This window comes from Rhizobium sp. 05N49 (assembly GCF_056396805.1).
Map to the genome: position 1 here is coordinate 371,675 of NZ_JBFTME010000002.1, position 22,860 is coordinate 394,534.

Genomic DNA, 22,860 nt, shown 5'->3' on the forward strand with positions numbered 1-22,860 from the left:
GGCCTTTCACGTGAAGCTATTCTCCTTATCCACCAAGTCCGGCAGAGCTGCGACGGAAGCTGCGGCTGCTCCCGTCGATAAGGCCCGTTATCAGGGAACGCTGATTGCACGCGGTCTGACCAAGACCTATGCGACGCGGCGTGTCGTCAACGGCGTCTCGCTGGTCGTGCGGCGCGGCGAGGCCGTGGGCCTGCTAGGTCCGAACGGCGCCGGCAAGACCACCTGTTTCTACATGATTACCGGCCTTGTGCCGGTTGATGAGGGAACGATCGAAATCGACGGCAATGACGTGACAACGATGCCCATGTATCGTCGCTCCCGCCTCGGCGTCGGCTACCTGCCGCAGGAAGCCTCGATTTTTCGTGGACTGACGGTGGAGGAGAATATCCGAGCCGTTCTCGAGGTGCATGAAAAAGACAAGGCGGCGCGTGAGCGCAAGCTCGACGAACTGCTCGAAGAATTTCACATCGCCAAGCTCCGCAAGAGTGCCGCCGTGGCACTCTCGGGCGGTGAACGCCGACGCCTGGAAATCGCCCGCGCGCTTGCGACCGACCCGACATTCATGTTGCTCGACGAGCCCTTTGCCGGTGTCGACCCGATCTCGGTTGCCGATATTCAGAACCTTGTGCATCATTTGACGGCACGCGGCATCGGTGTCTTGATCACCGACCACAATGTGCGCGAGACATTGGGATTGATCGACCGGGCCTATATTATCCATGCAGGCGAAGTGCTGACCCATGGGCGCGCGAACGATATCGTCAACAATCCCGAAGTGCGCCGGCTTTATTTGGGCGACAATTTCAGTCTCTGAACCAGTTCTGGACGACAGAAAATTATCGTTGCGGCATAGGTTCCGCTTGACCAAATAGGATAAAAAAGCAATTTTTGGGCCAACTCGGATTTCCGTGGCCTGAAGCCTTGATCGGACGCGGTTTCCAGGAGGAGTCGAGGGAGTTTAGCGTCCGCCATGGCCCTGTCTGCAAACCTTTTTCTAAGACAGAACCAGTCCCTGGTGATGACACCGCAACTGATGCAATCCATCCAGTTGCTGCAGATGACGCATGTTGAACTCACCCAGTTCATCGCTCAGGAAGTGGAGAAGAATCCACTGCTCGAAATCCCGTCGAGCGATGGCGATGGCGACACCGGCGAACGTGGTGAGGCCGCGGACGAACCATACTCCCAGCAGACAGAGGACGCGGGCGACGGCGATTATGAGGCCCGTGGCGAAACGCTGTCCGGCGACTGGTACGATAACGGCAGCCCAAGCCGGCTGAGTGACGAGCTGGACGCCAATTACAGCAATGTTTTTCCCGATGATGGAGCGCCGCAGCGTCTCGACGCGCCTGAACTCGTCAGCCAGTGGAAATCGATGCCGGGCAGCGCCGAAGGTGCTGACAATTATGATCTCGATGATTTCGTTGCCGGCCAGGTCTCGTTGCGCGATCATCTTGCCCAGCAGATACCTTTCATATTGCCCGATATGGCCGATCGCCTGATTGCCCAGAACCTGGTCGATCAGCTCGACGATGCCGGCTATTTGCAGGCAGATGTCGCCGAAGCCGGTGAGCGTCTCGGTACAGATGCAGAAGACATTGAGCGCGTGCTCGCAGCGTTGCAGACGCTCGATCCGCCCGGCGTCTTTGCCCGTACCCTTGCCGAATGCCTGGCTATTCAACTGCGCCAGAAGGATCGTTTCGACCCTGCCATGCAGGCACTGGTCGAAAATCTCGAATTGCTTGCACGGCGTGACTTCGTCAGCCTGAAGCGCCTCTGCGGCGTCGATGAGGAAGACTTGCTCGACATGCTCGCCGAAATCCGCCAGCTCAATCCGAAACCCGGCAGCGGGTTCGAGGCCGGCGTTTCAGAGGCCATCACGCCCGACGTCGTGGTCCGCCCTTCGTCTGACGGCGCCTGGCTTGTCGAACTCAATCCGGATACGCTCCCGCGGGTCCTGGTCAACCAGACCTATTTTTCGCACATTACGAAGAATGGAGAGGATTACGCCTTCCTCTCCGAATGTCTTCAGAGCGCCAACTGGCTGACGCGCAGTCTGGATCAGCGCGCCAAGACCATCATGAAGGTCGCAAGCGAGATCGTACGCCAACAGGATGCATTTCTCGTACATGGCGTCGATCATCTGCGGCCGCTGAACCTCAAGACGGTTGCCGAAGCGATCAAGATGCATGAATCGACGGTCAGCCGCGTCACCTCGAATAAATATATGCTGACGCCGCGCGGTCTTTTCGAACTCAAATATTTCTTCACAGTTTCGATCAGCGCCGTCGCGGGCGGGGACAGCCATTCGGCTGAGGCGGTTCGCCATAAGATCCGCACGCTGATCATGCAGGAAAGCCCCGACGCGGTGCTCTCCGACGACGACATCGTCGATATGCTCAAGAAAGGCGGCATCGATCTTGCGCGTCGAACGGTCGCCAAATACCGGGAGGCGATGAACATTGCCTCTTCGGTCCAGCGCCGCAGGGAAAAGCGTGCACTAGCCAAGGTCGCCGGCTTCTGAGTTGCAACGCCAGGGCGAGTAAACGCTCGTCGTTACGAACCGCTGATCGCGGATGCCTCCCCATTTCATGGGATTTTCATTGCACGTTTTCCGCGTATACTAGGCCTCGCTGTGCCGGGCTATTGACTTTCCGGGAGCCTGTCGCTAGAAGCCCGCCGCAATCGGAGCAGCGAAGGGCATCCGGGCATTATCCCCATCATCCTTACGGCACCAGGGACACGCAGACTTGAGCCTCATCTTGCTTGAGATTGCGCGAAGTGCTTGGATGAACTTGAGGCTTGGCGTAAACTGATACTCGCAAACTACCATAAGAAGGGAAACTCCATGAGTGTGCGTGTATCCGGTAAACATATGGAAATTGGTGACTCCTTCCGTCAAAAGATCGAGGACCAAATTGGTGTGGCCGTCACGAAATACTTCGACGGGGGATATTCCGGTCAGGTGATCGTGGAAAAATCGAACTCTCGGTTTTCCGCCGATTGCAAGCTTCATCTCGACAGCGGCGTCGTGCTGCATGCGGCAGGTGAGGCGATGGACCCGCAGATTGCCTTTGATGCGGCATCCGAGCGTATCGAGAAGCGCCTGCGCCGCTACAAACGAAAGCTCAAGGATCACCACGCTGGTAATCACCTGAACGGTTTCGCGGAAGTCGCCTACACCGTCATGGACGCGGTTCCCGATCACGAAGACGAGGTCCCGGACGATTTCGCTCCGGCCATCGTCGCTGAAAGCACCAAGCAGCTCAAGACGATGTCTGTCGCAACCGCCGTCATGGCACTCGACATGACCGATGAGCCACTTCTCCTGTTCCGCAGCCCCGGCAAGGAACAGCTCAACATCGTTTACCGTCGTCACGACGGAAATATTGGCTGGATCGATTCAGCCAATATCAAAAGCTGAGATCCGGACGAAGGAGTGGTGCGATGTACCGCTCCTTCGGACGCGTGATCTCGGTGACAGAAGGAAAAAGAAATGGCATTGGCAGATTTGCTGCACCAGGATGCGATCATTCCCGCCCTCAGGGTAAATTCCAAGAAACAGTTGCTTCAGGAATTGGCAGCAAAAGCCTCCAGGACCACGGGGCTTTCCGAGCGGGAAATCTTCGATGTGATCCTGCAGCGTGAACGCCTGGGCTCGACCGGTGTCGGCAACGGCATCGCCATTCCCCACGGCAAGCTCGTCAATATCCACTCCATCGTCGGTATTTTCGCTCGGTTGGAACAGCCCGTTGATTTCGAAGCGCTGGATGACCAGCCGGTCGATCTGGTGTTTCTGCTTCTGGCGCCGGAAGGCGCCGGTGCTGATCACCTCAAGGCGCTTTCACGCATTGCGCGCGTCCTGCGCGACCACGATCTGGTCGCCAAGCTGCGCGCGACCGATTCCGCTTCGGCGATTTATGCCTTCCTCAATGAAGAGCAGACGTCGAACGCTGCCTGACGCCTGACTGTCCATCCGAATGCAAAAAGGCGCCTGATCGATCAGGCGCCTTTCCTGTTCGGCGACAAGCGATCAGAACTCTTCCCAATTGTCCTGGGCAACAGCCGCCGAGCCGCGAGACTGAGTAACGGCCCGTCGCGGTGCAGGAGCAGCCGCACGTGGTGCCGGAGCGGCTGCGCGTGGTGTCTGAGCGGCCGATGCGCGCATCTGTTGCCCGGTGGCTCGCAGTGCTGCCGCGGCATTTCCCTGGCCCGCGACGCGGAAGCGGCTGACCAGTGTCTTCAGCGTCTGGGCCTCGTCGTTCAGCGTCACGCTGGCGGCGGTGGTCTCTTCGACCATCGCTGCGTTCTGCTGCGTGACCTGATCCATCTGGTTCACGGCCTGGTTGATTTCCTTCAGGCCAATAGCCTGCTCGCTCGCAGAGGCTGAGATCTGACGGATGAGGCCGTTGATGCCCATCACCTGCTCGGCAATCTTGTGCAGCGTCTCGCCGGCCCGACCGACGAGATCGACGCCTTCCTTGACCTGGACGGCCGATGTGTTGATGAGCGTCTTGATTTCCTTGGCGGCATTTGCCGAACGCTGGGCGAGTTCGCGCACTTCCTGCGCGACGACCGCAAAGCCCTTGCCTGCTTCTCCTGCGCGGGCCGCTTCGACACCGGCGTTCAGAGCCAGAAGGTTCGTCTGGAAGGCGATCTCGTCGATGACGCCGATGATGCGCGACACTTCCGTCGAGGACTGTTCGATGCCGTGCATGGAGGCAATCGCCTTCTGCACGACTTCACCTGATTTCTCGGCGTCTTCGCAGGCGAGATTGACGTTGTCAGCCGCTGTACGCGCATTCTCGGCGCTGGAGTTGACCTGAGCGGTCAGCTCGTTGAGTGCCGCTGCCGTCTCTTCCAGGCTTGCCGCCTGCTGTTCGGTGCGCTTGGCAAGGTCGGACGCGCTGTTGCTGATTTCGCCGGTGCCGGAGCCGATATTGACGACGCTGAGGCTCATCGTAGTGATGGTTTCCTCAAGGCTCGCCAGAGCGGCATTGAAGTCCTGCTTCAGCTTGCCGTATTCGCCGGGGAATTCCTCGGTAATGCGGTGGCCGAGATTGCCCTGCGACAGTTCGGAAAGGCCCGCACCGACGATCGACACGATATGACGCTGCAGGTTGACCGATTGCTGGCGTTCCGATTCCGAGCGACCGCGTTCGGTTTCGGCGGCGAGCCGCTGATTGTCCGCCTCGGCTTCGAGACGCCGCGTATCGGCAAGGGCAAAGCGGAAACCTTCGAGAGCCTTGGCGACCGATCCGATTTCGTCGGCGCGGTTCTGGCCGGCGACCGCTTCGTCATATTTACCGTCGCTCAGCGCCTTGACGCTGGAGACGAGGCCAGCGAGCGGACGCTGAACGAACGAGCGGACGGCGAAGTAGAGGGCGAGCAGGACAGCGCCGAGCACGATGATGCCGTTGACGATCATCATGACGGTCTGGTCCTGAACCGGCGCATTCATCGCCGCATGCGGAACGTCGACCAGCACGACCCAGTTGGCATTCAGGCCCGGAACTGGGAATGGATAGACGACGCGGTCGAACGGATCGAGCCCATCGAAGCTGAGATTCTTGACGAGGCCGACCTTCATGGACGAAAGCGCAGCCTTTACGTCAGCCGAGCCAGGATTGTCGCCATAGGGTTTGGACATGAGCTCGGGGCTCGGGGCAACGATCCAGTTGCCGTTCTGGGCAATCAGCGTCACGCGACCGGATCCGAAGGGGCGCAGCGCCTGCACCTTGTCGGTGAGCGACTTCAGCGAGATATCGACGCCTTCCACACCGATCATCTTGCCGCCGGACATGACGGGATAGGCAATCGACGTCAGCAAGGTCGGAACGTCGGTGCCCTCGGCGAGGTACGGCGCAGTGATCGCGCCCTTGCCGCTGTCGGCAGCGAGTTTCCACCATTCGGCAGTATAATCGTTGTCGAAGGTCGAGAACTGGATGTCGCCGGTCCTGGTCTTCGACCAGTAGGGCGTAAAGGCGCCGACTTTGTTCGTGCCTTCGTCGTTGTTGTTGGCGATCTCAGTGGTCTTGCCGTCGAATGCGCCGAGCTGCTCGCAGAACCAGCTGCCAAAGGCGAAAGCATTCTGTTCGAGGTTGGCTTTCAGAATATTGATGATGCCCTTGCGGTCGAGGATCTTGCCCTCGTGTCCGCGCCCGACGACGCCCGACATGGTACGGGCAGCACTCGCAAGCTCGCCGACATTGGCGGCAATCTCGTTGGCGATCGACTTGGCTTCCGAATTGGCCTGATCCAGCGTGAGGGTCTGAACGCGGCTACGGGTCTGGTCGATGAGGAAGAGGTTTGAAACGACGAGCACCAGTGCGATGGCGGCACCGGTAATGACAATGAGTTTCGCCGCAAGCGATTTCATTCTGAAAATGAACATGTGTTCCTCGGGCAGGACGCGCCGAAGGGCCATTCTTCGGCACAGCGGGTAAGGCATGCTTCGTCATGGAGCAGCCACAGGGGTTGAACCGCCTCGAAGATGGACGAGGTGCGATCGCGAGAAAGATCGCCAGAAACCTCTTAAATTTGAATGAAATTTGCTATGTTTCGGCAGCAAAACCGGAACGCCGCCCCAAAACTAGGGGTGGCGTTTCATGGGTTATTCGCAGTTGGACTGGACTATATTCTGTCTGCGACTTCGGCTGCGAGCGGTATCGACGGTTGTGCACCCGGCTTCAGGCAGGCGAGCGAGCCGGCGACCGCTGCGCGGCGGAGCGCCGAGTCGAAATCCAGCCCTTCATCAAGGCTTGCGGCGAAGTAACCGCAGAACGTATCGCCGGCGCCGACAGTATCGACGGGTTCGATGACGAGGCCTTGCGCGCGGGCGATCTGACCATCCCGGATCGCGATGACGCCATCACCGCCGAGCGTGACGATCAGGGTCTGGCCGGTCTCCGCATGAAGACGCTCCAAAGCAGCCTCACGGTCACCGGCACTCATGTTTTCCCGTCCCGCCAGCCGCTCGAATTCGGTCTCGTTGGCAATGACGATATCGGCGAGCCGCCCAAGGCGCGGTGCATCTGGAATGAGTGGAGCGAGATTGAGAATGCTCGTGACGCCCTTGGCGCGAGAGGTGGCAAGCGCACGCTCGACCGCTTCAACCGGAATCTCGAGCTGCAGCATCAGGATATCGCCCTCATTCATGGCATTGACGGCAGCCTCGGCATTGGCGCCGTCGACCTTGCCATTTGCGCCGGGAATAACGGCAATCATGTTCTCACCATCGCCGCCGACGAGAATGAGGGCAGTGCCAGTCGGTCCCTCGACACGCCTGACGCGGGAAAGATCGGTGCCGGCGCCGTCGAGAAGTTCGAGCGCACCTTCAGCAAACGCGTCCTTGCCGACAGCACCCGCCATATGGACATAACGTCCCGCCCGCCGGGCGGCGAGCGCTTGGTTGGCGCCTTTGCCGCCGGCAGCCGTTGCAAAACTGTTGCCGGCAACCGTTTCGCCGGGCTTCGGCAGGCGTTCGGTCGTGGCGATGAGGTCCATGTTGATGGAGCCGAAAACTGTAATCATGGCATGTCCGTCCCTTGCTTCGGGCCGCGACACTGCCGAAGCGATCATTCCTCGTCAACTACCCTGAGCTTGAGCAGTCCAGTACGGCTTTCGACAGATTTGGCCGGCGCCTCGTTCTCGCGCGCCGGCTTGCCGTCGCCGCCTGCTTCAAATTCCAGCGCTTCGATCTTTGCACCCCGCTTGGTGAGCTTGTCCGCCGAGGTGATGATCTGGTCCACGTCGCGCTGCGTCTGGGAAAAATGTCCCTGCAGTTTGCGTACGCGTTCGTCGAGCCGGCCGAGATCGTCCATGAGGAGGGCGACTTCTCCCTGGATGACATGCGCCTGCGCCCGCATGCGCTGGTCTTTCAGTACGGCCTGAATGACCTAGATTGACAGCATCAGGAGCGAGGGCGAGACGATGACGACCCGCGCGCGGTGAGCCTTCTGCACTATTGCCTCGAAATTTTCGTGAATTTCGGCAAAGATCGATTCCGAGGGAACGAAGAGGAAAGCCGTATCCTGTGTTTCCCCCTGAATCAGATATTTCTCGGAAATATCCTTGATATGGACTTCCATGTCGCGGCGAAACTGCTGTGCGGCTAGCTTGCCCGCATCCGGCCCGCCGGCATCGCGAATCGCATTCCAGGCTTCGAGCGGAAATTTCGCGTCGATCACGAGCGGCGGTGCGCCGTTCGGCATCCGGATCGTGCAGTCCGGTCGCGAGCCATTCGAAAGCGTCTGCTGGAAAGCATAGGCGCCCATGGGCAGGCCGTCGGCGACGATCGTCTCCATGCGCGACTGGCCGAAGGCTCCACGCGTCTGCTTGTTGGAAAGAATGGCCTGCAGCCCGACGACATCCTTGGCGAGTGTCTGGATATTGCTTTGGGCGGCATCGATGACAGCCAGCCGTTCCTGTAGTTTCTGCAGGTTGTCATGCGTCGATTTCGTCTGTTCGGTCAGGGTCGAGCTCATGCGCTGCGTCATGCCATCGAGCCGCTGGTTGATCGCGTGGTTGAGTTCTGCCTGCCTTGAACCGAAAACCTCGGCCATCGTCGAGATGCGTCCCTGCATCTCGGCCTGGATTTTCAGAAGCTCGGCCATGCGGGCTTCGCTTTCGGCAGCACGAAGATTGGCCTCTTCCGCCTCTTCGCGGCGTATGCCGGCATTGCGCAACGCAAACACGATCGTCACGAGAATGACGACGGCGAGCGTGCCACCGGCAAACGCAAGCACGCCAGGGCTCAGCACGGGCAGGGAAATGGTGAGTGAGTCGGATGTCATGGTCATGCCGCACCATAACAAAATAACCGCCGATATCTAGATCAAAACGTGAACAATCCCCGCTGTCCTTTGGCATATTGTCGGGCTACCCCACTGGAATGGAAGAAAAATTAGCGAGTACACTTAACCATTGCTAAACCATATTCGCCAAATCTGGCGCGGTAATTTCCCTCCGCATCCCCGCCAGATAGAGATCCCCATGACTTCCCAGCAGACCGACAATGCCCTCAGGCAGCGCCTTGACTTCATTGAGCTCGACGATGAGGCACGCAAGAACCTGCGGGAACTGCGCCCGGCAATCTCGGAGCTACTCGGCGGCGCGCTGGACAAGTTCTATGGCAAGCTCGCCAAGACCCCGACCGTCGCGAGCTTTTTTTCAGACAAGGCCCACATGGGTCATGCCAAGAAGCGCCAGCAGGAACATTGGGGCAATCTCTCCGGCGGCAATTTCGACCAGAGCTATGTGAATGGCGTCACGGCCGTCGGCCGCACCCATGCCCGCATCGGCCTCGAGCCACGCTGGTATATAGGCGGCTATGCGCTTGTCATGTCCGAGCTCGTCCGTGGTCTGATGGAAAAGCAGTGGCCTTCGCTCTTTGCCCGCCAGCAGGGAAAGACGCTCGCCGAAAAGCTGACCGCCGTCATCAAGGCGGCGATGCTCGATATGGACTATTCGATTTCGGTCTATCTGGAAGCGCTTGATGAGAAGCGCCGTGTTCTGGAAGAAGAACGCGCCCGGGCCGAAGCCGATCAGGCACTGGCGCTGGAGCATTTGCGTCGTGGCCTCGAAGCTCTTTCGCGTGGCGATCTTGAAGCGACGCTTCCTTCGGATCTGCCCGGCAATTTTCGTGGAATGGCCGAGGATTACAACCGGGCCGTCAGCGCACTGCGCGATTCCTTTACCTCCGTCCGCACGACGTCCCGTCACATTCTCGAAGGCGCCGATGTGATCTCCAGGGCGGGCGATGACCTCGCCCTGCGCACTGCTCAGCAGGCCGCAGGTGTTGAGGAAAGCTCGGCCGCCCTCCAGCAGCTCTCCGTTAGCGTCAGCCAGACCGCCGCCAATGCCGAAAAGGCATCTGGCGCCGTGCGCGAAACGCAGCAGAAGGCCAAGAATTCCGGCGAACTCGTCACCAGCGCCGTTTCGGCCATGGCAGGTATCGAGAAGTCCTCTACCGAAATCGCCAAGATTATCGGCGTCATCGACGAGATCGCTTTCCAGACCAACCTGCTGGCACTGAATGCCGGCGTCGAGGCCGCGCGTGCCGGTGATGCCGGTAAGGGCTTCGCGGTCGTCGCTCAGGAAGTCCGTCAGCTTGCCCAGCGCACGGCCGATGCCGCGAAGGAGATCAAGAACCTGATCTCCGAAAGCTCGACGCAGGTGAACGAGGGCGTCAACATTGTCAGCAGCACCGGTGAAGCGCTGAGCGACATGATCAGCCGCATCGACATCATCAACAGTTTCGTCGCCGATATCGCCGCCGCCGCCCGCGATCAGGCAACCGGCGTCAATGAGGTGAGCATCGCAATCCGCAACATGGATACGATCACGCAGCAGAATTCCGGCATGGTGGAGCGTACGTCTGCCGAAACCCGTCGGCTGAAGGATGAGGTCGAGAACCTCATCGAGCTTCTGCAGCGTTTCCGTGCACGTGCCGAAGGCCGTCAGGCTGCCCCTGCCGCTCGCCGCGCGGCCTGATAATCTCGACGAAAACCGGGCAGGCGCTGCAAAAAACCGCAATCCTTGCCCGGCGGATGATTCCCTAGTGTGAAAAGATGCGTTATGGGAACGCCATGACCATCAAGCCACTCATCATTCTTCCCGACCCCCTTCTCCGTCAGGTTTCCCAGCCGATCGAGCGGGTCGACGCCGACCTGCAGCGCCTTTCCGACGACATGTTGGAAACCATGTATGATGCGCCGGGCATCGGCCTTGCCGCGATCCAGATCGGCGTGCCGCGCCGCATGCTCGTTATCGATCTCTCGAAGGAAGGCGAGGAAAAGCAGCCGCTCATCTTCATCAATCCGGAGATCGTCCGCTCTTCGGACGAGCGCTCCGTCTATGAGGAAGGCTGCCTTTCCATTCCCGACTATTATGCGGAAGTCGAACGCCCCGCGAATGTCACGGTCAAGTATCTTGATCGCGAAGGCAAGGAGCAGAGCGTCGAGGCTGATGGTCTTTTGGCGACATGCCTCCAGCACGAGATCGATCACTTGAATGGGGTGCTCTTCATCGATCATATTTCGCGGTTGAAGCGCGAAATGGTGATCAAGAAGTTCACCAAGGCTGCAAAGTCGAAGGTGCTCTGAGAGGGCCGACAGCAGCGACAAACAAAAGATTCGAGCGGGCTTGCTGGTGAGCCCGTAAACCCGTTTGAAGACGGTTGATCCTCATTTGGCGAGATAGAATGTCTCTTCGTATCGTTTTCATGGGAACGCCCGACTTTTCCGTCCCGACGCTGCGCCTGCTCGTCGAGGCTGGCCATCAGATCATCGCCGTCTATACCCAGCCGCCACGGCCGGGCGGACGGCGCGGGCTTGATCTTCAGAAGTCGCCGGTGCACCAGGCGGCCGAGCTGCTCGGCCTGCCGGTCTTCACGCCGGTCAATTTCAAAGATCCGGAAGAGCGCGAGCGCTTCCGCGCCTTGGGTGCCGATGTCGGTGTGGTCGTTGCTTACGGCCTGCTGCTGCCCGAGGCTATCCTGAACGGCACGCGTTATGGCTGCTACAACGGCCATGCCTCGCTGCTGCCGCGCTGGCGCGGCGCGGCCCCCATCCAGCGGGCGATCATGGCTGGCGATGCCAAGACCGGCATGATGGTCATGAGGATGGACAAGGGCCTCGATACCGGCGACGTGGCGCTGACCCGTGAAGTCGAAATCGGCCCGAACATGACGGCAGGCGAATTGCACGACCGCCTGATGCATGTTGGCGCCAAAGCGATGTCCGAGGCCATGGTCAAGCTGGAGATGGACGATTTACCGCTTACGCCGCAGCCGGCCGAAGGCGTGCTCTATGCCGCCAAGATCGACAAGGCGGAAACGCGCATCGATTTCGCCCGCGATGCCAAGGACGTTCACAACCATATCCGCGGCCTCGCACCTTTCCCAGGCGCCTGGTTCGAGCTCGTCAGCCAAGGCAAGGCGGAGCGCGTCAAGGTGCTGGGCTCGGAGCTTGCGACGGGCGAGGGTATGGCTGGAACGCTTGTGACGGATGATCTCGTCGTCGCCTGCGGCACTGGTGCGGTTCGCCTTACGAAACTTCAGAAGGCCGGGGGCAAACCGCTCGCCGCGTCCGATTTCCTGCGCGGCACGCCGCTTGTTGCCGGCACAAGGCTCGCCTGATGCCGCGATACCGTATGATCGTCGAATATGACGGCGGCCCCTATGTCGGCTGGCAGCGGCAGGACAACGGACCATCGGTGCAGGGCGCAATCGAAAAGGCGATCTTCTCGGCATCGGGCGATGCCGTATCCATCCGCGGCGCGGGACGCACCGATTCCGGCGTCCACGCCATGGGGCAGGTCGTCCATGCTGACCTTTCGAAGGACTGGTCCCCCTTCAAGCTGCAGAATGCGCTGAACGCCCATCTGAGGCTCGCCGCCGAGAAAGTGGCGATCCTCGACGTGGAGGCCACGAGCGAATTCTTCGATGCCCGCTTCTCGGCGCTCCGCCGGCACTATCTATACCGCATCATCAGCCGGCGCGCGCCGCTGGCGCTGGAGGCGGGCAAGGCATGGTGGGTGCCGAAGCTGCTCGATCACGAGGTCATGCATGCGGCCGCCCAGACGCTCGTCGGCAAACATGATTTTTCCACCTTTCGCTCAGCTCACTGCCAGGCAAACAGCCCTGTGCGCACGCTCGACCGACTGGATGTGACCCGCAATGGCGAGCTGATCGAAATCCGCGCCACGGCCCAGAGCTTCCTGCACAACCAGATCCGCTCATTCGCTGGAACGCTGAAGCTTGCAGGCGAGGGCAAGTGGACGCCAGATGATGTGCGTGCGGCGCTGGACGCACGTGATCGCAAGGCCTGTGGCCCCGTGGCCCCGCCCGACGGGCTCTATTTCATGCAGGTGGATTATCCCGAGGTGATCACCGACCGCCGCAAGCCTGCAAATGACGAGGACGACTTTTCCTAGCTCACGCCGGATAGATGCCGAGGAAGTTCTGCAGATATTCCGACAGCAGCATCGACGGCACCAGCAGCACCAGCGTCAGAGCGCCGACCAGCAGGGCGTGCCCCTGGCAGATCATCCTGAGGATGCGTGCCAGCACGAAGACCTGTGCCAGCATGAACACGAGTAACAGCAGCGATACAATGCCGACGGAGGCTGGCAGGAAGAAGACGAGCGCCAGCAGCAGACCGTTGATATAGGCAAGCGGCACGCCGAGCCAGTTGATGCTGACTACGATGGGAGCAAAGCGCTCGCCCATGCGGAAAGCAAGCAACAACAGACCGGCAAAGACCAGCGGCACGAACCAGTTCGCAAGCTCGACCAGCCCTAGCCGGAAATAGAAGGGAAATCCGACATCGGTTTCCGGCGGCATGGATCGCAGAAAGGCATTGCGCCACCAGAGCCAGGAAATCCCTGTTGGCGGCAGGCACCAGAGGATCGCCCAGAAGGACCGGTTGACGCCGCGATCCGATATGTCGAGGAAGCGGAAGCCGCGCGGATCGAGCTTGATCAGCAGCCAGATGCCGGCGAGATAATATTGAACCTCTCTAAAGCCCGGCATTCGCAAACCATCGTTCGATGAAGGTCTCGTAGATCGCCGTCAGCGTCTCCAGATCTGCAACGGCGACGCGTTCGTCGACCATGTGCATGGTCTGGCCGACAAGGCCGAATTCCACGACCGGGCAATAGTCCTTGATGAAGCGCGCATCCGAGGTGCCGCCCGTCGTCGAGAGCGCCGGCGATGCGCCAGTGATGGCTTCGACTGCGGAGGAAAGCGAGGCGATCAGCGCATTGTTGCGTGTCAGGAAGACGTGGCTCGGGCGATCTGCCCATATGATCTCGTATTTCACCGGCTCGCGGCCCGGCCGCAATATACCGGCAGCGGCTGCCGCATCGAGCCGCCTGATGATCTCGGCCCGCAGCGTATCGGCCGTCCACGTATCGTTGAAGCGGATATTGAAGCTCGCGGAAGCCTTGGCGGGAATGACGTTGGTCGCCGGATTGCCGACATCGATGGTCGTCACTTCGAGATTGGACGGCTGGAAATCGTTGGTCCCGGCGTCGAACGGCGGGTCCATCAGCGCCTGCGCCAGTTGCATCATGCCTCGCACCGGATTGTCAGCAAGATGCGGATAGGCGGCATGGCCCTGTACGCCATGCACGATGATCTTGCCGGAGAGCGAGCCGCGTCGGCCGATCTTGATCATGTCGCCAAGTTTGTTCGGATTGGTCGGCTCGCCGACCACGCAGGCATCCCAGGTCTCGCCGCGTTCGGCTGCCCATTGCAGAAGCTTGATCGTACCGTTGATCGACGGGCCTTCCTCGTCGCCCGTGATCAGGAAGGAAATCGAGCCCTTCGGCAGGCCATGTTTTTCGACATGGCGGGCAACGGCTGCTGCAAAGCAGGCAACGCCTCCCTTCATGTCCACTGCGCCGCGGCCGAAAAGCTCGCCATCGGCGATCTCGGCGGCAAAGGGCGGGTGGGTCCATGCGCCTTCATCTCCCACCGGCACAACGTCCGTATGCCCCGCAAACATCAGATGCGGGCCTTCGGTTCCGAGGCGGGCATAGAGATTCTCAACGTCGGGCGTGCCGGCCTCTTTCGCAACCATCCGGTCGACTTTGAAACCGAGCGGCGAAAGCATGGCTTCCAGCGCAGATAGCGCTCCGCCTTCCGCCGGCGTCACGGACGGGCAGCGGATCAATGTCTGAAGGTTGGCAACAGGATTCGTAGCGGTCATGGCGGTGGAATTATCCGGTGGGAATGGCAAAGACGTGGCAAGGCGTGAGCTCGCCTTGCCCAAAAAGACGCCGATTGTTTACCGAATCAATATCGGGCTGTCATCAATCTCTGAGCAGTTCGTTGATGCCGGTCTTGGAACGGGTCTGCTCGTCGACGCGCTTGACGATCACGGCGCAATAGAGGTTCGGCGCCGGCTGGCCGTTCGCCATCGTCTTGTCGGATGGCAGCGAGCCCGCAACAACGACCGAATAGGGCGGCACTTCGCCATAGGTGATCTCGCCGCTGGCCCGATCGACGATCTTGGTGGACTTGCCGATGAAGACGCCCATGCCGAGCACCGAGCCTTCACGCAAGATGCAGCCTTCGACCACTTCCGAACGGGCGCCGATGAAGCAATTGTCTTCGATGATCGTCGGGCCGGCCTGCATCGGCTCCAGAACGCCGCCGATGCCGACGCCGCCGGAAAGATGCACATGCTTGCCGATCTGTGCACAGGAGCCGACAGTCGCCCAGGTGTCGACCATCGTTCCTTCGCCGACATAGGCGCCGAGATTGACGAAGGACGGCATCAGGATGGCGTTCGGGGCGATATAGGCCGAGCGTCGCACGACCGCGTTCGGCACGGCCCGGAAGCCGGCGGCGCGGAACTGGTTCTCGCCCCAGCCTTCGAACTTCGAGGGAACCTTGTCCCACCAGGTTGCCTGACCAGGACCGCCCTTGACGACTTCCATGTCGTTGAGGCGGAAGGAAAGCAGCACGGCCTTCTTCAGCCACTGATTGACTTGCCAGGCGCCGTCGGCGCCGCGCTCGGCCACGCGCACCTTGCCCTCGTCGAGCAGGTTTAGAGCCGCCTCGACCGCATCGCGCACTTCACCCTTCGTCGACGTGTTCACATTGTCGCGATTGTCGAAGGCAGTTTCGAGGGTCTTTTCGAGGGATGCGAGGTCGGTGGCGCTCATGAGAATTCCTTAAACTTCGATCTTTATCGTGGAGACGACGGAGTCTCCGGAATTGCGGTTGGCGGGTTATCACCCGATCTATAGCATGCGCCCGTAAAATGGAATGATTTTTCGGACAAGATCATATCTGGATTCAAGGCGTTATAGCGACATATCCGGTCACTTATGGCCGGTGATACTGAAAGGCATTTCGATATGGCAAAGGCAAGAAACGGCGGCGGACGGCGCAAGGATGGCGTCTGGGACCCGTTGAAGAGCAGTTCGAGCGACAGGCAGCGTGCGGAAGCGGTTCCGAAGACGCCACAGACGCTCTCGCCGGCCTATCGCCTTGCCTATGTGGACGAGGATTTCCTCTGCCGCGAGGAGCTGCGCCCGATCCGCCTGCAGCTCGAGCTCCTCAAGGTCGAGATGATGATGGCCGAGCGCGGCATCAAGTCGACCGTCGTCCTGTTCGGCGGCGCGCGCATTCCGGCCCCCGGCCAGAGCGCCTGGGCCGCCCGCAACGAAACCCAGCGCGCAAACCTCGAAGCCGCATCGGTCTATTATGATGAGGCCCGCAAGTTCGCCCGCCTTTGCTCACGCTATGCTGCCGGCTTCGATTTCCACGAATATGTCGTCGTTACCGGTGGCGGTCCCGGCGTCATGGAGGCGGGAAATCGGGGCGCGGCGGATGAAGGAGCACCTTCGATCGGCCTCAATATCGTGCTGCCGCACGAACAGGCGCCGAATGCCTATGTGACGCCCGAGCTCAGCTTCAATTTCCACTATTTTGCAATCCGCAAGATGCATTTCATGGTGCGCGCCAAGGCAATTGCGGTCTTCCCCGGCGGCTTCGGCACGATGGACGAATTCTTCGAATGCCTGACTCTGATCCAGACAGGCCGCATRGAGCGCATCCCGCTGCTGCTCTTCGGCTCGAAATTCTGGCACAGCATCATCAATTTCGATGCGCTCGCCGAATTCGGAACGATCGCCCCCGAGGACGTGAACCTGATCAGTTTCGTCGATACTGCCGACGAGGCCTGGAAGATCGTCCAGGATTTCTACGAGCACCGGGAAGGCCACTAGGCTCTGACTCCTGGCAACGAAAAACCCTCTTCCCATGAGGTGGGAAGAGGGCTCCTGATGAGGGGCAAACCCCTCGCGATGAACTGCTTGCGGTTCGGTCATCCCTTCAGAGGAAGGGCTGGTCCGGCATGTCGTCGATCGAGATCACGCCGTCTTTGTTGCGGTCCATGCGATCGAAGAACTTGTTGAAGGCGGTTTCCGCTTCCTGCTTGCTGATCTGGCCGTTCTGGTCGGTGTCGATGCGGCCCATCATCATTGCCATGAAGCGGCCATTGCCATGCATCCAGTGGTGACCGTCGCGGCCATGACGGCCATGGTTCTTGTCGTCGTCGGCCTGCGGCGCCGCATTCTGATCCGCATCGCCCTGCTTGGCTGAGACCGCTTCACGACGCGCCTTGAACTGTGCTTCGCGGTACGCGCGGATTTCGCCTGGCGTCAGCGAGCCGTCATGGTTGGTATCGATGGCGGCGAAGATCTTCTCCATGCCATCGGTCGCCTCCTGCTTGGTAATCTTTCCGTCCTTGTTGGTGTCGAACTGTTTCAGCATGCGCACGAAGACGATGTCGCGGAAGGCAGCACCACGCGGACCACCCATCATGCCCCAGCCCATCTGGCCATGATGTCCCGGACGGTCGGGCCGATCCGGCCGGTCTCTTGGTGCGGCGAAGCTCACCCCGGCGGCGGCGCCGAGGAGAAGAACAGAAGAAAGAGCCGTCAGAATAAGCTTGTTGCGGTGCATGATTGCATCCTTTCGTAGGGTGTCCCTCGACCACGAAAGGTAGGTCCGAACCGCGCCCGGACCCAGTTAAACATCTGTAAGATGGATGAAACTTTGGTAAGCTAGGCCGTAATCTTCTTAAGGAAATCAGCAAGATCGTCGGTGACGAAATCGATGTGGTCATCTTCGCCGCTGGTCTTTTCCCACCATTCGACGACGGTCTCTTCCAGGTTGCGCGGCACCAGCAGAACGGTCTGCATGCCGAGTGCCTTCGGCACGGTGAGATTGCGAGGCAGGTCTTCGAACATCGCAGCCTTGTTCGTCTCGATCTTCTTCAGCGCCATGAACTTGTCATAGGTCGCCTGCGCCGGTTTCGGCAGGTAGTCTGCCGCGACGATGTCGAAGATATCGTCGAAATGATCGAGAATGCCGAGTGCGCCGGCAGCTGCCTGTGCATGCGGGACGCTGCCATTGGTGAAGATGAACTTACGGCCCGGCAGGGCCTTGATTGCGTCGGCAAGGTCCGGATGCGGGGTCAGCGATGAATAGTCGATCGCATGCGCCTTTTCGAGGAAGTCGTTGGGATCGACCCCGTGATGGATCATCAGCCCCTGCAGCGTCGTGCCATGATCGAGATAATATTGCTTCTGCAGCCTGCGCGCCTCGTCATGCTCCATCTGCAGAAGCGCTGAGACATAGGCCGTCATGTTCTTGTCGATCTGCGCGAAGAGATTGACATGATGCGGATAGAGCGTGTTGTCGAGGTCGAAGACCCATTCGGTCACGTGCTCGAAATCGTTCTTGGTAGGCGTGCGGTCGATCTTTGTCATGGCCGCTCTTATCGCATGGCCGCGGCGGGAAACCAAAGGCTTTCGCTAGCAGGTCCGGCCCAGCGAGGTCCTCCCAAAAAAGACACCAGATTTTCACAACTTTAGAGAGATTTTGGCCGACTTTCGCCATCGATAACTGGTGATCTCTGCCTGCGTCAGACAGGGGGACCCGCAAGGGTAAAGTCGCATGAAGATCGTTCTGTTAAACCCGCCGCATACCGCGATCGGCAGCCGTATTCCCGATGATCATCTTCCACCGCTCGGCCTTCTTTCGGTTGGAGGTCCGCTGATCGATGATGGTCATGTCGTCAGGCTGATCGATGCCGAATTCGGGCCGATGACGGTTGCGGACATCGTCAGCCGCGTGGTGGCTGACAGTCCCGATCTGGTGCTGATCGGCCATTCGGGCTCGACGTCGGCCCATCCGACTGCCCGAGCGATCGCAGAGGCTATCAAGAGCAGCGATCCGAAAATCTCCATCATCTATGGCGGCGTATTTCCAACCTATCACTGGCGGGGGGTGCTGGCCGAGACCGAGGCATTCGACGTCCTCGTGCGCGGCGAGGGCGAGGAAACCATGCGGCGTCTTGCGGATGCGCTAGTGACGAACCGTCCGCTCGCCACGATCCCCGGAATTGCCTTTCGCGATGGCCATTGCGAAATCCTGGCAACGCAGCCAGCACAGGCGATCGCCGATCTCGATGCCTATCGCGTCGGCTGGGAACTGATCGATCATCGCAACTATAGCTACTGGGGCGGCAAGCGTGCCGTCGTCATGCAGTTTTCCAGGGGGTGCCCGCATCTTTGCAACTATTGCGGCCAGCGTGGTTTCTGGACCCGCTGGCGTCATCGCTCGCCGGAGCTTTTCGCCCGCGAGATTGCCAGGCTCTATCGCGAAGAGGGCGTCGAACTCATCAACCTCGCCGATGAAAACCCGACATCCTCGCGAAAAGCCTGGCTGGCTTTCCTCGAAGCGATGGTTGCCGAGAATGTGCCCGTGCAGATCGTCGGCTCGACGCGGGCCGACGACATCGTTCGCGATGCCGATATCCTGCACCTTTATCGCAAGGCTGGCATCGTCCGCTGGCTGCTTGGTATGGAAAACACCGATGAGGCGACGCTTGCCTTGATCAAGAAGGGCGGTGCCAAGACAACCGACCGGGAAGCGATCCGCCTCCTGCGCCGGCACGATATCCTCTCCATGGCGACCTGGGTCGTCGGTTTCGAGGAGGAGAAGCTGAGCGATCTCTGGCGCGGCTTCCGGCAGTTGCTCTCCTATGATCCCGACCAGATCCAGGCGCTCTATGTGACGCCGCATCGCTGGACGCCCTTCTTCCGCATCGCTCGCGAGCGACAGGTGATCGAGGCCGATATCCGCAAATGGGACTATAAGCATCAGGTCCTGAAGATGCGCTATCTCAACCCGATCGTGCTGGTCGCCTGCGTCAAGCTGATCGAGGTCGCAGTCCAGGCGCGCCCGAAGGCGCTGCTGCGTATTCTCTTCCACCGCGATCCAGAACAGCGTCATTCCATGCGCTGGTATACGCAGATGGGCCGCCGCGTCTGGTTTCACGAGATCCTCGAATTCCTTTTCCGCCGCCGTCACCTCAAGGAAGGCCCGACCCTCGAGACATTCTGGGGCGCACCCCAGGATGCAGAGGAGGAATCGATGCTGCGCCCGCAGCGGCATGTGAAGAGCCTCGACGCTGCGGAATAAAATAGACGCCCGATTTTCGGCGGACGACTGAGGCGCGGAGTGCTAGAAAGCCGACATGCTTTTCGAACGCCCCGACGATGACACGCTCTATGATGCCCTGATCGCCCGCAGCGCCGATTATGAGGGCCAGGCCTATGTCTGTGTGAAGACAACAGGCATCTTCTGCCGTCTGACCTGCCCGGCGCGCAAGCCGAAGCGGGAAAACACCATCTTCTTCGATACGATCGCCGCCTGCATGCATTCGGGCTTCCGTCCATGCCAGCGCTGCAGGCCGCTGGAGCAGCCGGGCCGCGAGCCGGTCGTCGACATGCTGCTGGCGCGGCTCGACAGCGAACCCGATGTGCGCTGGACCGAAGATGAGCTCGTACGCCGGGGCTACGATCCTTCGACCGTGCGCCGCGCCTTCAAGCGGGCGCTCGGCATGACCTTCCACGATATCGTACGCTATCGCCGGCTTGGCGAAGCAGCACGGCAGCTCGCCGGTGGCGCGCGGGTGATCGATGTGCAGCTCGATGCAGGATATGAATCCCCGAGCGGCTTTCGCGCCGCTTTTCAGCGGCTGGTCGGCAAGGCGCCGGCGCTTTCGCAAAACCGCGAACTGCTCTTTGCCGACTGGTTCGATACACCGCTCGGACCGATGATAGCAGTCGCCGACAAGACGCATCTGCATCTCCTCGAATTTCACGACCGCAAGGCTTTGCCGACCGAACTCGAAGCCCTGCAGAAGCGTGTCCGTTCCTCGGTCGCGATCGGCCGTACGCCTGCTATCGACCAGATCGAGATGGAGATCAGGGACTATTTCGAAGGGCGGCTTGCCACATTCAAGACGCCGCTGGCGCTTGGCGGCACGCCCTTCGAAAAGCATGTCTGGGCAAAGCTCATCGAAATTCCCGTCGGCCAGACACGCGCCTATGGCGATCTTGCAAGAGAAATGGAAAGGCCGGAGGTGGTGCGTGCTGTCGGCCGTGCCAACGGCGCCAACCAGCTCGCCATCATCGTGCCCTGCCATCGTATCCTCGGCGCGGATGGTTCACTCACCGGCTACGGCGGCGGGCTGTGGCGCAAGCAATGGCTGCTGCGGCACGAGGAAAAGATCAGCGGATATAAAATGGAGAGGACAGCATGAATCAGACTGAGAAAACCGACTATTTCGGTACGCTGCATCGCAAGGGCACGCCCGTCATTTTATACAACATCTGGGATGCCGGAACGGCCAAGGCCGTTACGGAGGCGGGCGCGAAGGCGCTCGCGACCGGAAGCTGGTCGGTCGCGGCTGCCAATGGTTATGGCGACGGCCAGAAGCTGCCGATGGATGTGCTGATCGAGACGGCGCGCACGATCACCGCCGTCAACGACCTGCCGCTCTCGGTCGATTTCGAAGGTGGCTATTCCACCGAACCCGCCGGCGCCGCGGCCAATGTCGCAAAGCTCATCGAGGCTGGCGCCATAGGGATCAACTTCGAGGACCAGCGCGTCGGCGAGGCCGGCCTTCATTCTATCGAAGTGCAGGCGGCTCGCATCCGCGCCATCAGGGAAATGGCGAAGGCGCGAGGCATCAATTTTTTCCTCAATGCCCGCACTGATCTCTTCCTTCAGGAAGGTGACGGCTCCAGGCACGCAGGACTGGTGGATGCAGCGATCGAGCGTGGCAAGGCCTATGCAGCGGCAGGCGCCAGCGGCTTCTTCGTGCCGGGTCTGATCGAGCCGGCCCTGATCGAAAAGGTCTGCGCCGCATCCTCGCTGCCGGTCAATATCATGATGAAGGCCGGTGCGCCCGAACCGGCCGATCTTGGAAGGCTCGGTGTTTCGCGCATCAGCTATGGTCCGGGGCCTTATCGGGCGATGATGGAAAAGCTGAAGGAAGCAGCAGCTGCGATCTATTCGGCCAACTGATCGTTGCCGGCGGAGTTTCGCTGCATGGCGATGGCCTGAGCAATGAAATTGCGAACGGTGGGGGAGCGCTCGTCACGCCGGGTGGCGAGTGCCAGCCGTGCCGCTGGCGCTTCGCCGTCAAATGCGATGTAGCAAACACCGGGAACTTTGATCTTCACCATTTCCGCCGGCACGATCGAAACGCCGAGACCGACTGCGACCAGGCTGGCAATCGAAGTGATCTGCGGCGCTGATTGGCCGAGCCGCGGTTCAAATCCCACTCGCCGGCATGCGGCGATGATGTCGTCGAAGAAGCCGACACCCGCCTCGCGTGGAAAGAGGACGAAGCTCTCTTCGGCCAGGGCGCCGAGGGGTAAAGTCTGCGCCTGTGACAGCGGATGCCTTGCTGGAAGCACGATGACCATGGGATCTTCGGCCAGCAGCTGACATCGGGCCTGCAGCACATCACTGCTGCCCGGGCGGATAAAGACGGCGTCGAGTTCGTCCCCGTCGAGACGCTGCAGCAGTTGCGCCGTCGGCGCTTCCCCCAGGCCGAGTTCGACGGCCGCATATTTCTCGCGAAAGGCATTCACGATGGCGGGCACGACCGGATTGAACACCGCAGAGCTGGTGAAGCCAACCCGCAGCCGCCCGCTCCCTCCGCGCGCCGCCCGCAGCGCAGATTTTTTGGCCTGCTCCGCCTGAAGCAAAATCGCCTGCGCCTCCGGCAGAAAGGCCTTGCCTGCCTCCGTCAGTTCCGCGCCGTTCGAGAGGCGGCGGAAAAGAGCCGCTCCAATCTCGTTTTCAAGATCGCGTATTTGATTGCTGAGTGGCGGCTGGCCGATACCGACCTTCCGTGCCGCGCGTGTGAAATTGAGTTCTTCTGCGACGGCGATGAAATAACGAAGATGGCGAAGTTCCATGCGATACGTTTAAGATATCGCATTCATCTCTGCAATATATTGGAACTATCTCCCCTG

Annotated in this window: 20 protein-coding genes and 1 pseudogene; 12 read left to right on the forward strand and 9 right to left on the reverse strand. The window is 60.3% G+C overall.

Annotated features, from left to right (window positions below):
* Positions 1-10 precede the first annotated feature (10 nt).
* The 4 genes from lptB (at position 11) to ptsN (ending at position 3,961) form a co-directional block, all read left to right on the forward strand.
* Positions 11-814 (forward strand): LPS export ABC transporter ATP-binding protein, encoded by an 804-nt coding sequence (lptB, locus tag AC1DF8_RS06055; RefSeq protein ID WP_112969995.1) that lies wholly within the window; start codon positions 11-13, stop codon positions 812-814.
* Between the two features lie 156 nt (positions 815-970).
* Positions 971-2,524: an RNA polymerase factor sigma-54 gene (gene rpoN, locus AC1DF8_RS06060; protein WP_477995272.1), complete on the forward strand. Its 1,554-nt coding sequence runs from the start codon at positions 971-973 to the stop codon at positions 2,522-2,524.
* A gap of 324 nt (positions 2,525-2,848) precedes the next feature.
* Positions 2,849-3,424 (forward strand): ribosome hibernation-promoting factor, HPF/YfiA family, encoded by a 576-nt coding sequence (hpf, locus tag AC1DF8_RS06065; protein ID WP_029868957.1) that lies wholly within the window; start codon positions 2,849-2,851, stop codon positions 3,422-3,424.
* 72 nt (positions 3,425-3,496) lie between these two features.
* Entirely contained in the window at positions 3,497-3,961 is a 465-nt protein-coding gene (ptsN, locus tag AC1DF8_RS06070) for a PTS IIA-like nitrogen regulatory protein PtsN (RefSeq protein WP_029868958.1), read from the forward strand.
* 72 nt (positions 3,962-4,033) lie between these two features.
* Here the strand turns inward: ptsN and AC1DF8_RS06075 are convergent, their stop codons facing one another.
* From AC1DF8_RS06075 to AC1DF8_RS06085, 3 genes and pseudogenes are all read right to left on the reverse strand, one after another.
* Positions 4,034-6,394 (reverse strand): methyl-accepting chemotaxis protein, encoded by a 2,361-nt coding sequence (locus AC1DF8_RS06075; protein WP_477995273.1) that lies wholly within the window; start codon positions 6,392-6,394, stop codon positions 4,034-4,036.
* 239 nt (positions 6,395-6,633) lie between these two features.
* The gene (locus AC1DF8_RS06080) at positions 6,634-7,533 is read right to left on the reverse strand and encodes a ribokinase (RefSeq protein ID WP_112541997.1); all 900 of its coding nucleotides are present in this window, start codon (positions 7,531-7,533) and stop codon (positions 6,634-6,636) included.
* 44 nt (positions 7,534-7,577) lie between these two features.
* Positions 7,578-8,801 (reverse strand): annotated as a pseudogene (locus AC1DF8_RS06085) (DNA recombination protein RmuC).
* A gap of 193 nt (positions 8,802-8,994) precedes the next feature.
* Between AC1DF8_RS06085 and AC1DF8_RS06090 the strand changes: the two are divergent.
* The 4 genes from AC1DF8_RS06090 to truA all read left to right on the forward strand — a co-directional run bounded on the left by AC1DF8_RS06090 (position 8,995) and on the right by truA (position 12,936).
* On the forward strand, positions 8,995-10,494 hold the full coding sequence (locus AC1DF8_RS06090) for a methyl-accepting chemotaxis protein (protein WP_477995275.1): 1,500 nt from the start codon (positions 8,995-8,997) through the stop codon (positions 10,492-10,494).
* Positions 10,495-10,589: 95 nt separating this feature from the next.
* Positions 10,590-11,105 carry a peptide deformylase gene (gene def / locus AC1DF8_RS06095; RefSeq protein WP_112541996.1) on the forward strand — a complete coding sequence of 172 codons (516 nt, stop codon included), beginning with the start codon at positions 10,590-10,592 and terminating at the stop codon, positions 11,103-11,105.
* 98 nt (positions 11,106-11,203) lie between these two features.
* Complete coding sequence (gene fmt / locus AC1DF8_RS06100) at positions 11,204-12,139, forward strand: methionyl-tRNA formyltransferase (RefSeq protein WP_477995276.1); 936 nt, start codon at positions 11,204-11,206, stop codon at positions 12,137-12,139.
* Entirely contained in the window at positions 12,139-12,936 is a 798-nt protein-coding gene (gene truA / locus AC1DF8_RS06105) for a tRNA pseudouridine(38-40) synthase TruA (protein ID WP_477995278.1), read from the forward strand. The genes fmt and truA overlap by 1 nt, the downstream gene beginning before the upstream one ends.
* Position 12,937: 1 nt before the next feature.
* Here the strand turns inward: truA and AC1DF8_RS06110 are convergent, their stop codons facing one another.
* The 3 genes from AC1DF8_RS06110 to dapD all read right to left on the reverse strand — a co-directional run bounded on the left by AC1DF8_RS06110 (position 12,938) and on the right by dapD (position 15,675).
* Entirely contained in the window at positions 12,938-13,534 is a 597-nt protein-coding gene (locus AC1DF8_RS06110; protein ID WP_113207053.1) for a hypothetical protein, read from the reverse strand.
* On the reverse strand, positions 13,521-14,714 hold the full coding sequence (gene dapE, locus AC1DF8_RS06115; RefSeq protein ID WP_477995280.1) for a succinyl-diaminopimelate desuccinylase: 1,194 nt from the start codon (positions 14,712-14,714) through the stop codon (positions 13,521-13,523). The genes AC1DF8_RS06110 and dapE overlap by 14 nt, the downstream gene beginning before the upstream one ends.
* Positions 14,715-14,817: 103 nt before the next feature.
* Complete coding sequence (dapD, locus tag AC1DF8_RS06120; RefSeq protein ID WP_477995282.1) at positions 14,818-15,675, reverse strand: 2,3,4,5-tetrahydropyridine-2,6-dicarboxylate N-succinyltransferase; 858 nt, start codon at positions 15,673-15,675, stop codon at positions 14,818-14,820.
* A 195-nt stretch (positions 15,676-15,870) separates the two neighbouring features.
* Between dapD and AC1DF8_RS06125 the strand changes: the two genes are divergently transcribed.
* Entirely contained in the window at positions 15,871-16,743 is an 873-nt protein-coding gene (locus AC1DF8_RS06125) for an LOG family protein (protein WP_477995284.1), read from the forward strand.
* A gap of 106 nt (positions 16,744-16,849) precedes the next feature.
* Here the strand turns inward: AC1DF8_RS06125 and AC1DF8_RS06130 are convergent, their stop codons facing one another.
* Both AC1DF8_RS06130 and AC1DF8_RS06135 read right to left on the reverse strand, forming a co-directional pair.
* A complete protein-coding gene (locus tag AC1DF8_RS06130) occupies positions 16,850-17,482 on the reverse strand; it encodes an EF-hand domain-containing protein (protein WP_113203399.1) in 633 nt (210 codons plus the stop codon).
* Positions 17,483-17,583: 101 nt separating this feature from the next.
* Positions 17,584-18,291 carry a pyrimidine 5'-nucleotidase gene (locus tag AC1DF8_RS06135; protein WP_113013073.1) on the reverse strand — a complete coding sequence of 236 codons (708 nt, stop codon included), beginning with the start codon at positions 18,289-18,291 and terminating at the stop codon, positions 17,584-17,586.
* 187 nt (positions 18,292-18,478) lie between these two features.
* On the opposite strand from AC1DF8_RS06135, the gene bchE reads away from it, so the two are divergent.
* The 3 genes from bchE to AC1DF8_RS06150 are packed head-to-tail and all read left to right on the forward strand — an operon-like array spanning position 18,479 to position 21,901.
* Positions 18,479-20,008: a magnesium-protoporphyrin IX monomethyl ester anaerobic oxidative cyclase gene (gene bchE / locus AC1DF8_RS06140; RefSeq protein WP_477995286.1), complete on the forward strand. Its 1,530-nt coding sequence runs from the start codon at positions 18,479-18,481 to the stop codon at positions 20,006-20,008.
* A gap of 55 nt (positions 20,009-20,063) precedes the next feature.
* Positions 20,064-21,134: a bifunctional transcriptional activator/DNA repair enzyme AdaA gene (locus tag AC1DF8_RS06145; RefSeq protein ID WP_477995287.1), complete on the forward strand. Its 1,071-nt coding sequence runs from the start codon at positions 20,064-20,066 to the stop codon at positions 21,132-21,134.
* A complete protein-coding gene (locus tag AC1DF8_RS06150; RefSeq protein ID WP_477995289.1) occupies positions 21,131-21,901 on the forward strand; it encodes an isocitrate lyase/PEP mutase family protein in 771 nt (256 codons plus the stop codon). The genes AC1DF8_RS06145 and AC1DF8_RS06150 overlap by 4 nt, the downstream gene beginning before the upstream one ends.
* Here the strand turns inward: AC1DF8_RS06150 and AC1DF8_RS06155 are convergent.
* The gene (locus AC1DF8_RS06155) at positions 21,886-22,803 is read right to left on the reverse strand and encodes a LysR family transcriptional regulator (RefSeq protein ID WP_477995291.1); all 918 of its coding nucleotides are present in this window, start codon (positions 22,801-22,803) and stop codon (positions 21,886-21,888) included. The two genes, AC1DF8_RS06150 and AC1DF8_RS06155, sit on opposite strands and share 16 nt — an antisense overlap.
* Positions 22,804-22,860: the final 57 nt, after the last annotated feature.

Excerpts from the sequence above, each read along its gene's own strand:
- rpoN (WP_477995272.1), top strand. The coding sequence starts at position 971 with ATGGCCCTGTCTGCAAACCTTTTTCTAAGACAGAACCAGTCCCTGGTG.
- hpf (WP_029868957.1), top strand. The coding sequence starts at position 2,849 with ATGAGTGTGCGTGTATCCGGTAAACATATGGAAATTGGTGACTCCTTC.
- ptsN (WP_029868958.1), top strand. The coding sequence starts at position 3,497 with ATGGCATTGGCAGATTTGCTGCACCAGGATGCGATCATTCCCGCCCTC.
- AC1DF8_RS06075 (WP_477995273.1), bottom strand. The coding sequence starts at position 6,394 with ATGTTCATTTTCAGAATGAAATCGCTTGCGGCGAAACTCATTGTCATT.
- AC1DF8_RS06080 (WP_112541997.1), bottom strand. The coding sequence starts at position 7,533 with ATGATTACAGTTTTCGGCTCCATCAACATGGACCTCATCGCCACGACC.
- AC1DF8_RS06090 (WP_477995275.1), top strand. The coding sequence starts at position 8,995 with ATGACTTCCCAGCAGACCGACAATGCCCTCAGGCAGCGCCTTGACTTC.
- def (WP_112541996.1), top strand. The coding sequence starts at position 10,590 with ATGACCATCAAGCCACTCATCATTCTTCCCGACCCCCTTCTCCGTCAG.
- fmt (WP_477995276.1), top strand. The coding sequence starts at position 11,204 with ATGTCTCTTCGTATCGTTTTCATGGGAACGCCCGACTTTTCCGTCCCG.
- truA (WP_477995278.1), top strand. The coding sequence starts at position 12,139 with ATGCCGCGATACCGTATGATCGTCGAATATGACGGCGGCCCCTATGTC.
- AC1DF8_RS06110 (WP_113207053.1), bottom strand. The coding sequence starts at position 13,534 with ATGCCGGGCTTTAGAGAGGTTCAATATTATCTCGCCGGCATCTGGCTG.
- dapE (WP_477995280.1), bottom strand. The coding sequence starts at position 14,714 with ATGACCGCTACGAATCCTGTTGCCAACCTTCAGACATTGATCCGCTGC.
- dapD (WP_477995282.1), bottom strand. The coding sequence starts at position 15,675 with ATGAGCGCCACCGACCTCGCATCCCTCGAAAAGACCCTCGAAACTGCC.
- AC1DF8_RS06130 (WP_113203399.1), bottom strand. The coding sequence starts at position 17,482 with ATGCACCGCAACAAGCTTATTCTGACGGCTCTTTCTTCTGTTCTTCTC.
- AC1DF8_RS06135 (WP_113013073.1), bottom strand. The coding sequence starts at position 18,291 with ATGACAAAGATCGACCGCACGCCTACCAAGAACGATTTCGAGCACGTG.
- bchE (WP_477995286.1), top strand. The coding sequence starts at position 18,479 with ATGAAGATCGTTCTGTTAAACCCGCCGCATACCGCGATCGGCAGCCGT.
- AC1DF8_RS06145 (WP_477995287.1), top strand. The coding sequence starts at position 20,064 with ATGCTTTTCGAACGCCCCGACGATGACACGCTCTATGATGCCCTGATC.
- AC1DF8_RS06150 (WP_477995289.1), top strand. The coding sequence starts at position 21,131 with ATGAATCAGACTGAGAAAACCGACTATTTCGGTACGCTGCATCGCAAG.
- AC1DF8_RS06155 (WP_477995291.1), bottom strand. The coding sequence starts at position 22,803 with ATGGAACTTCGCCATCTTCGTTATTTCATCGCCGTCGCAGAAGAACTC.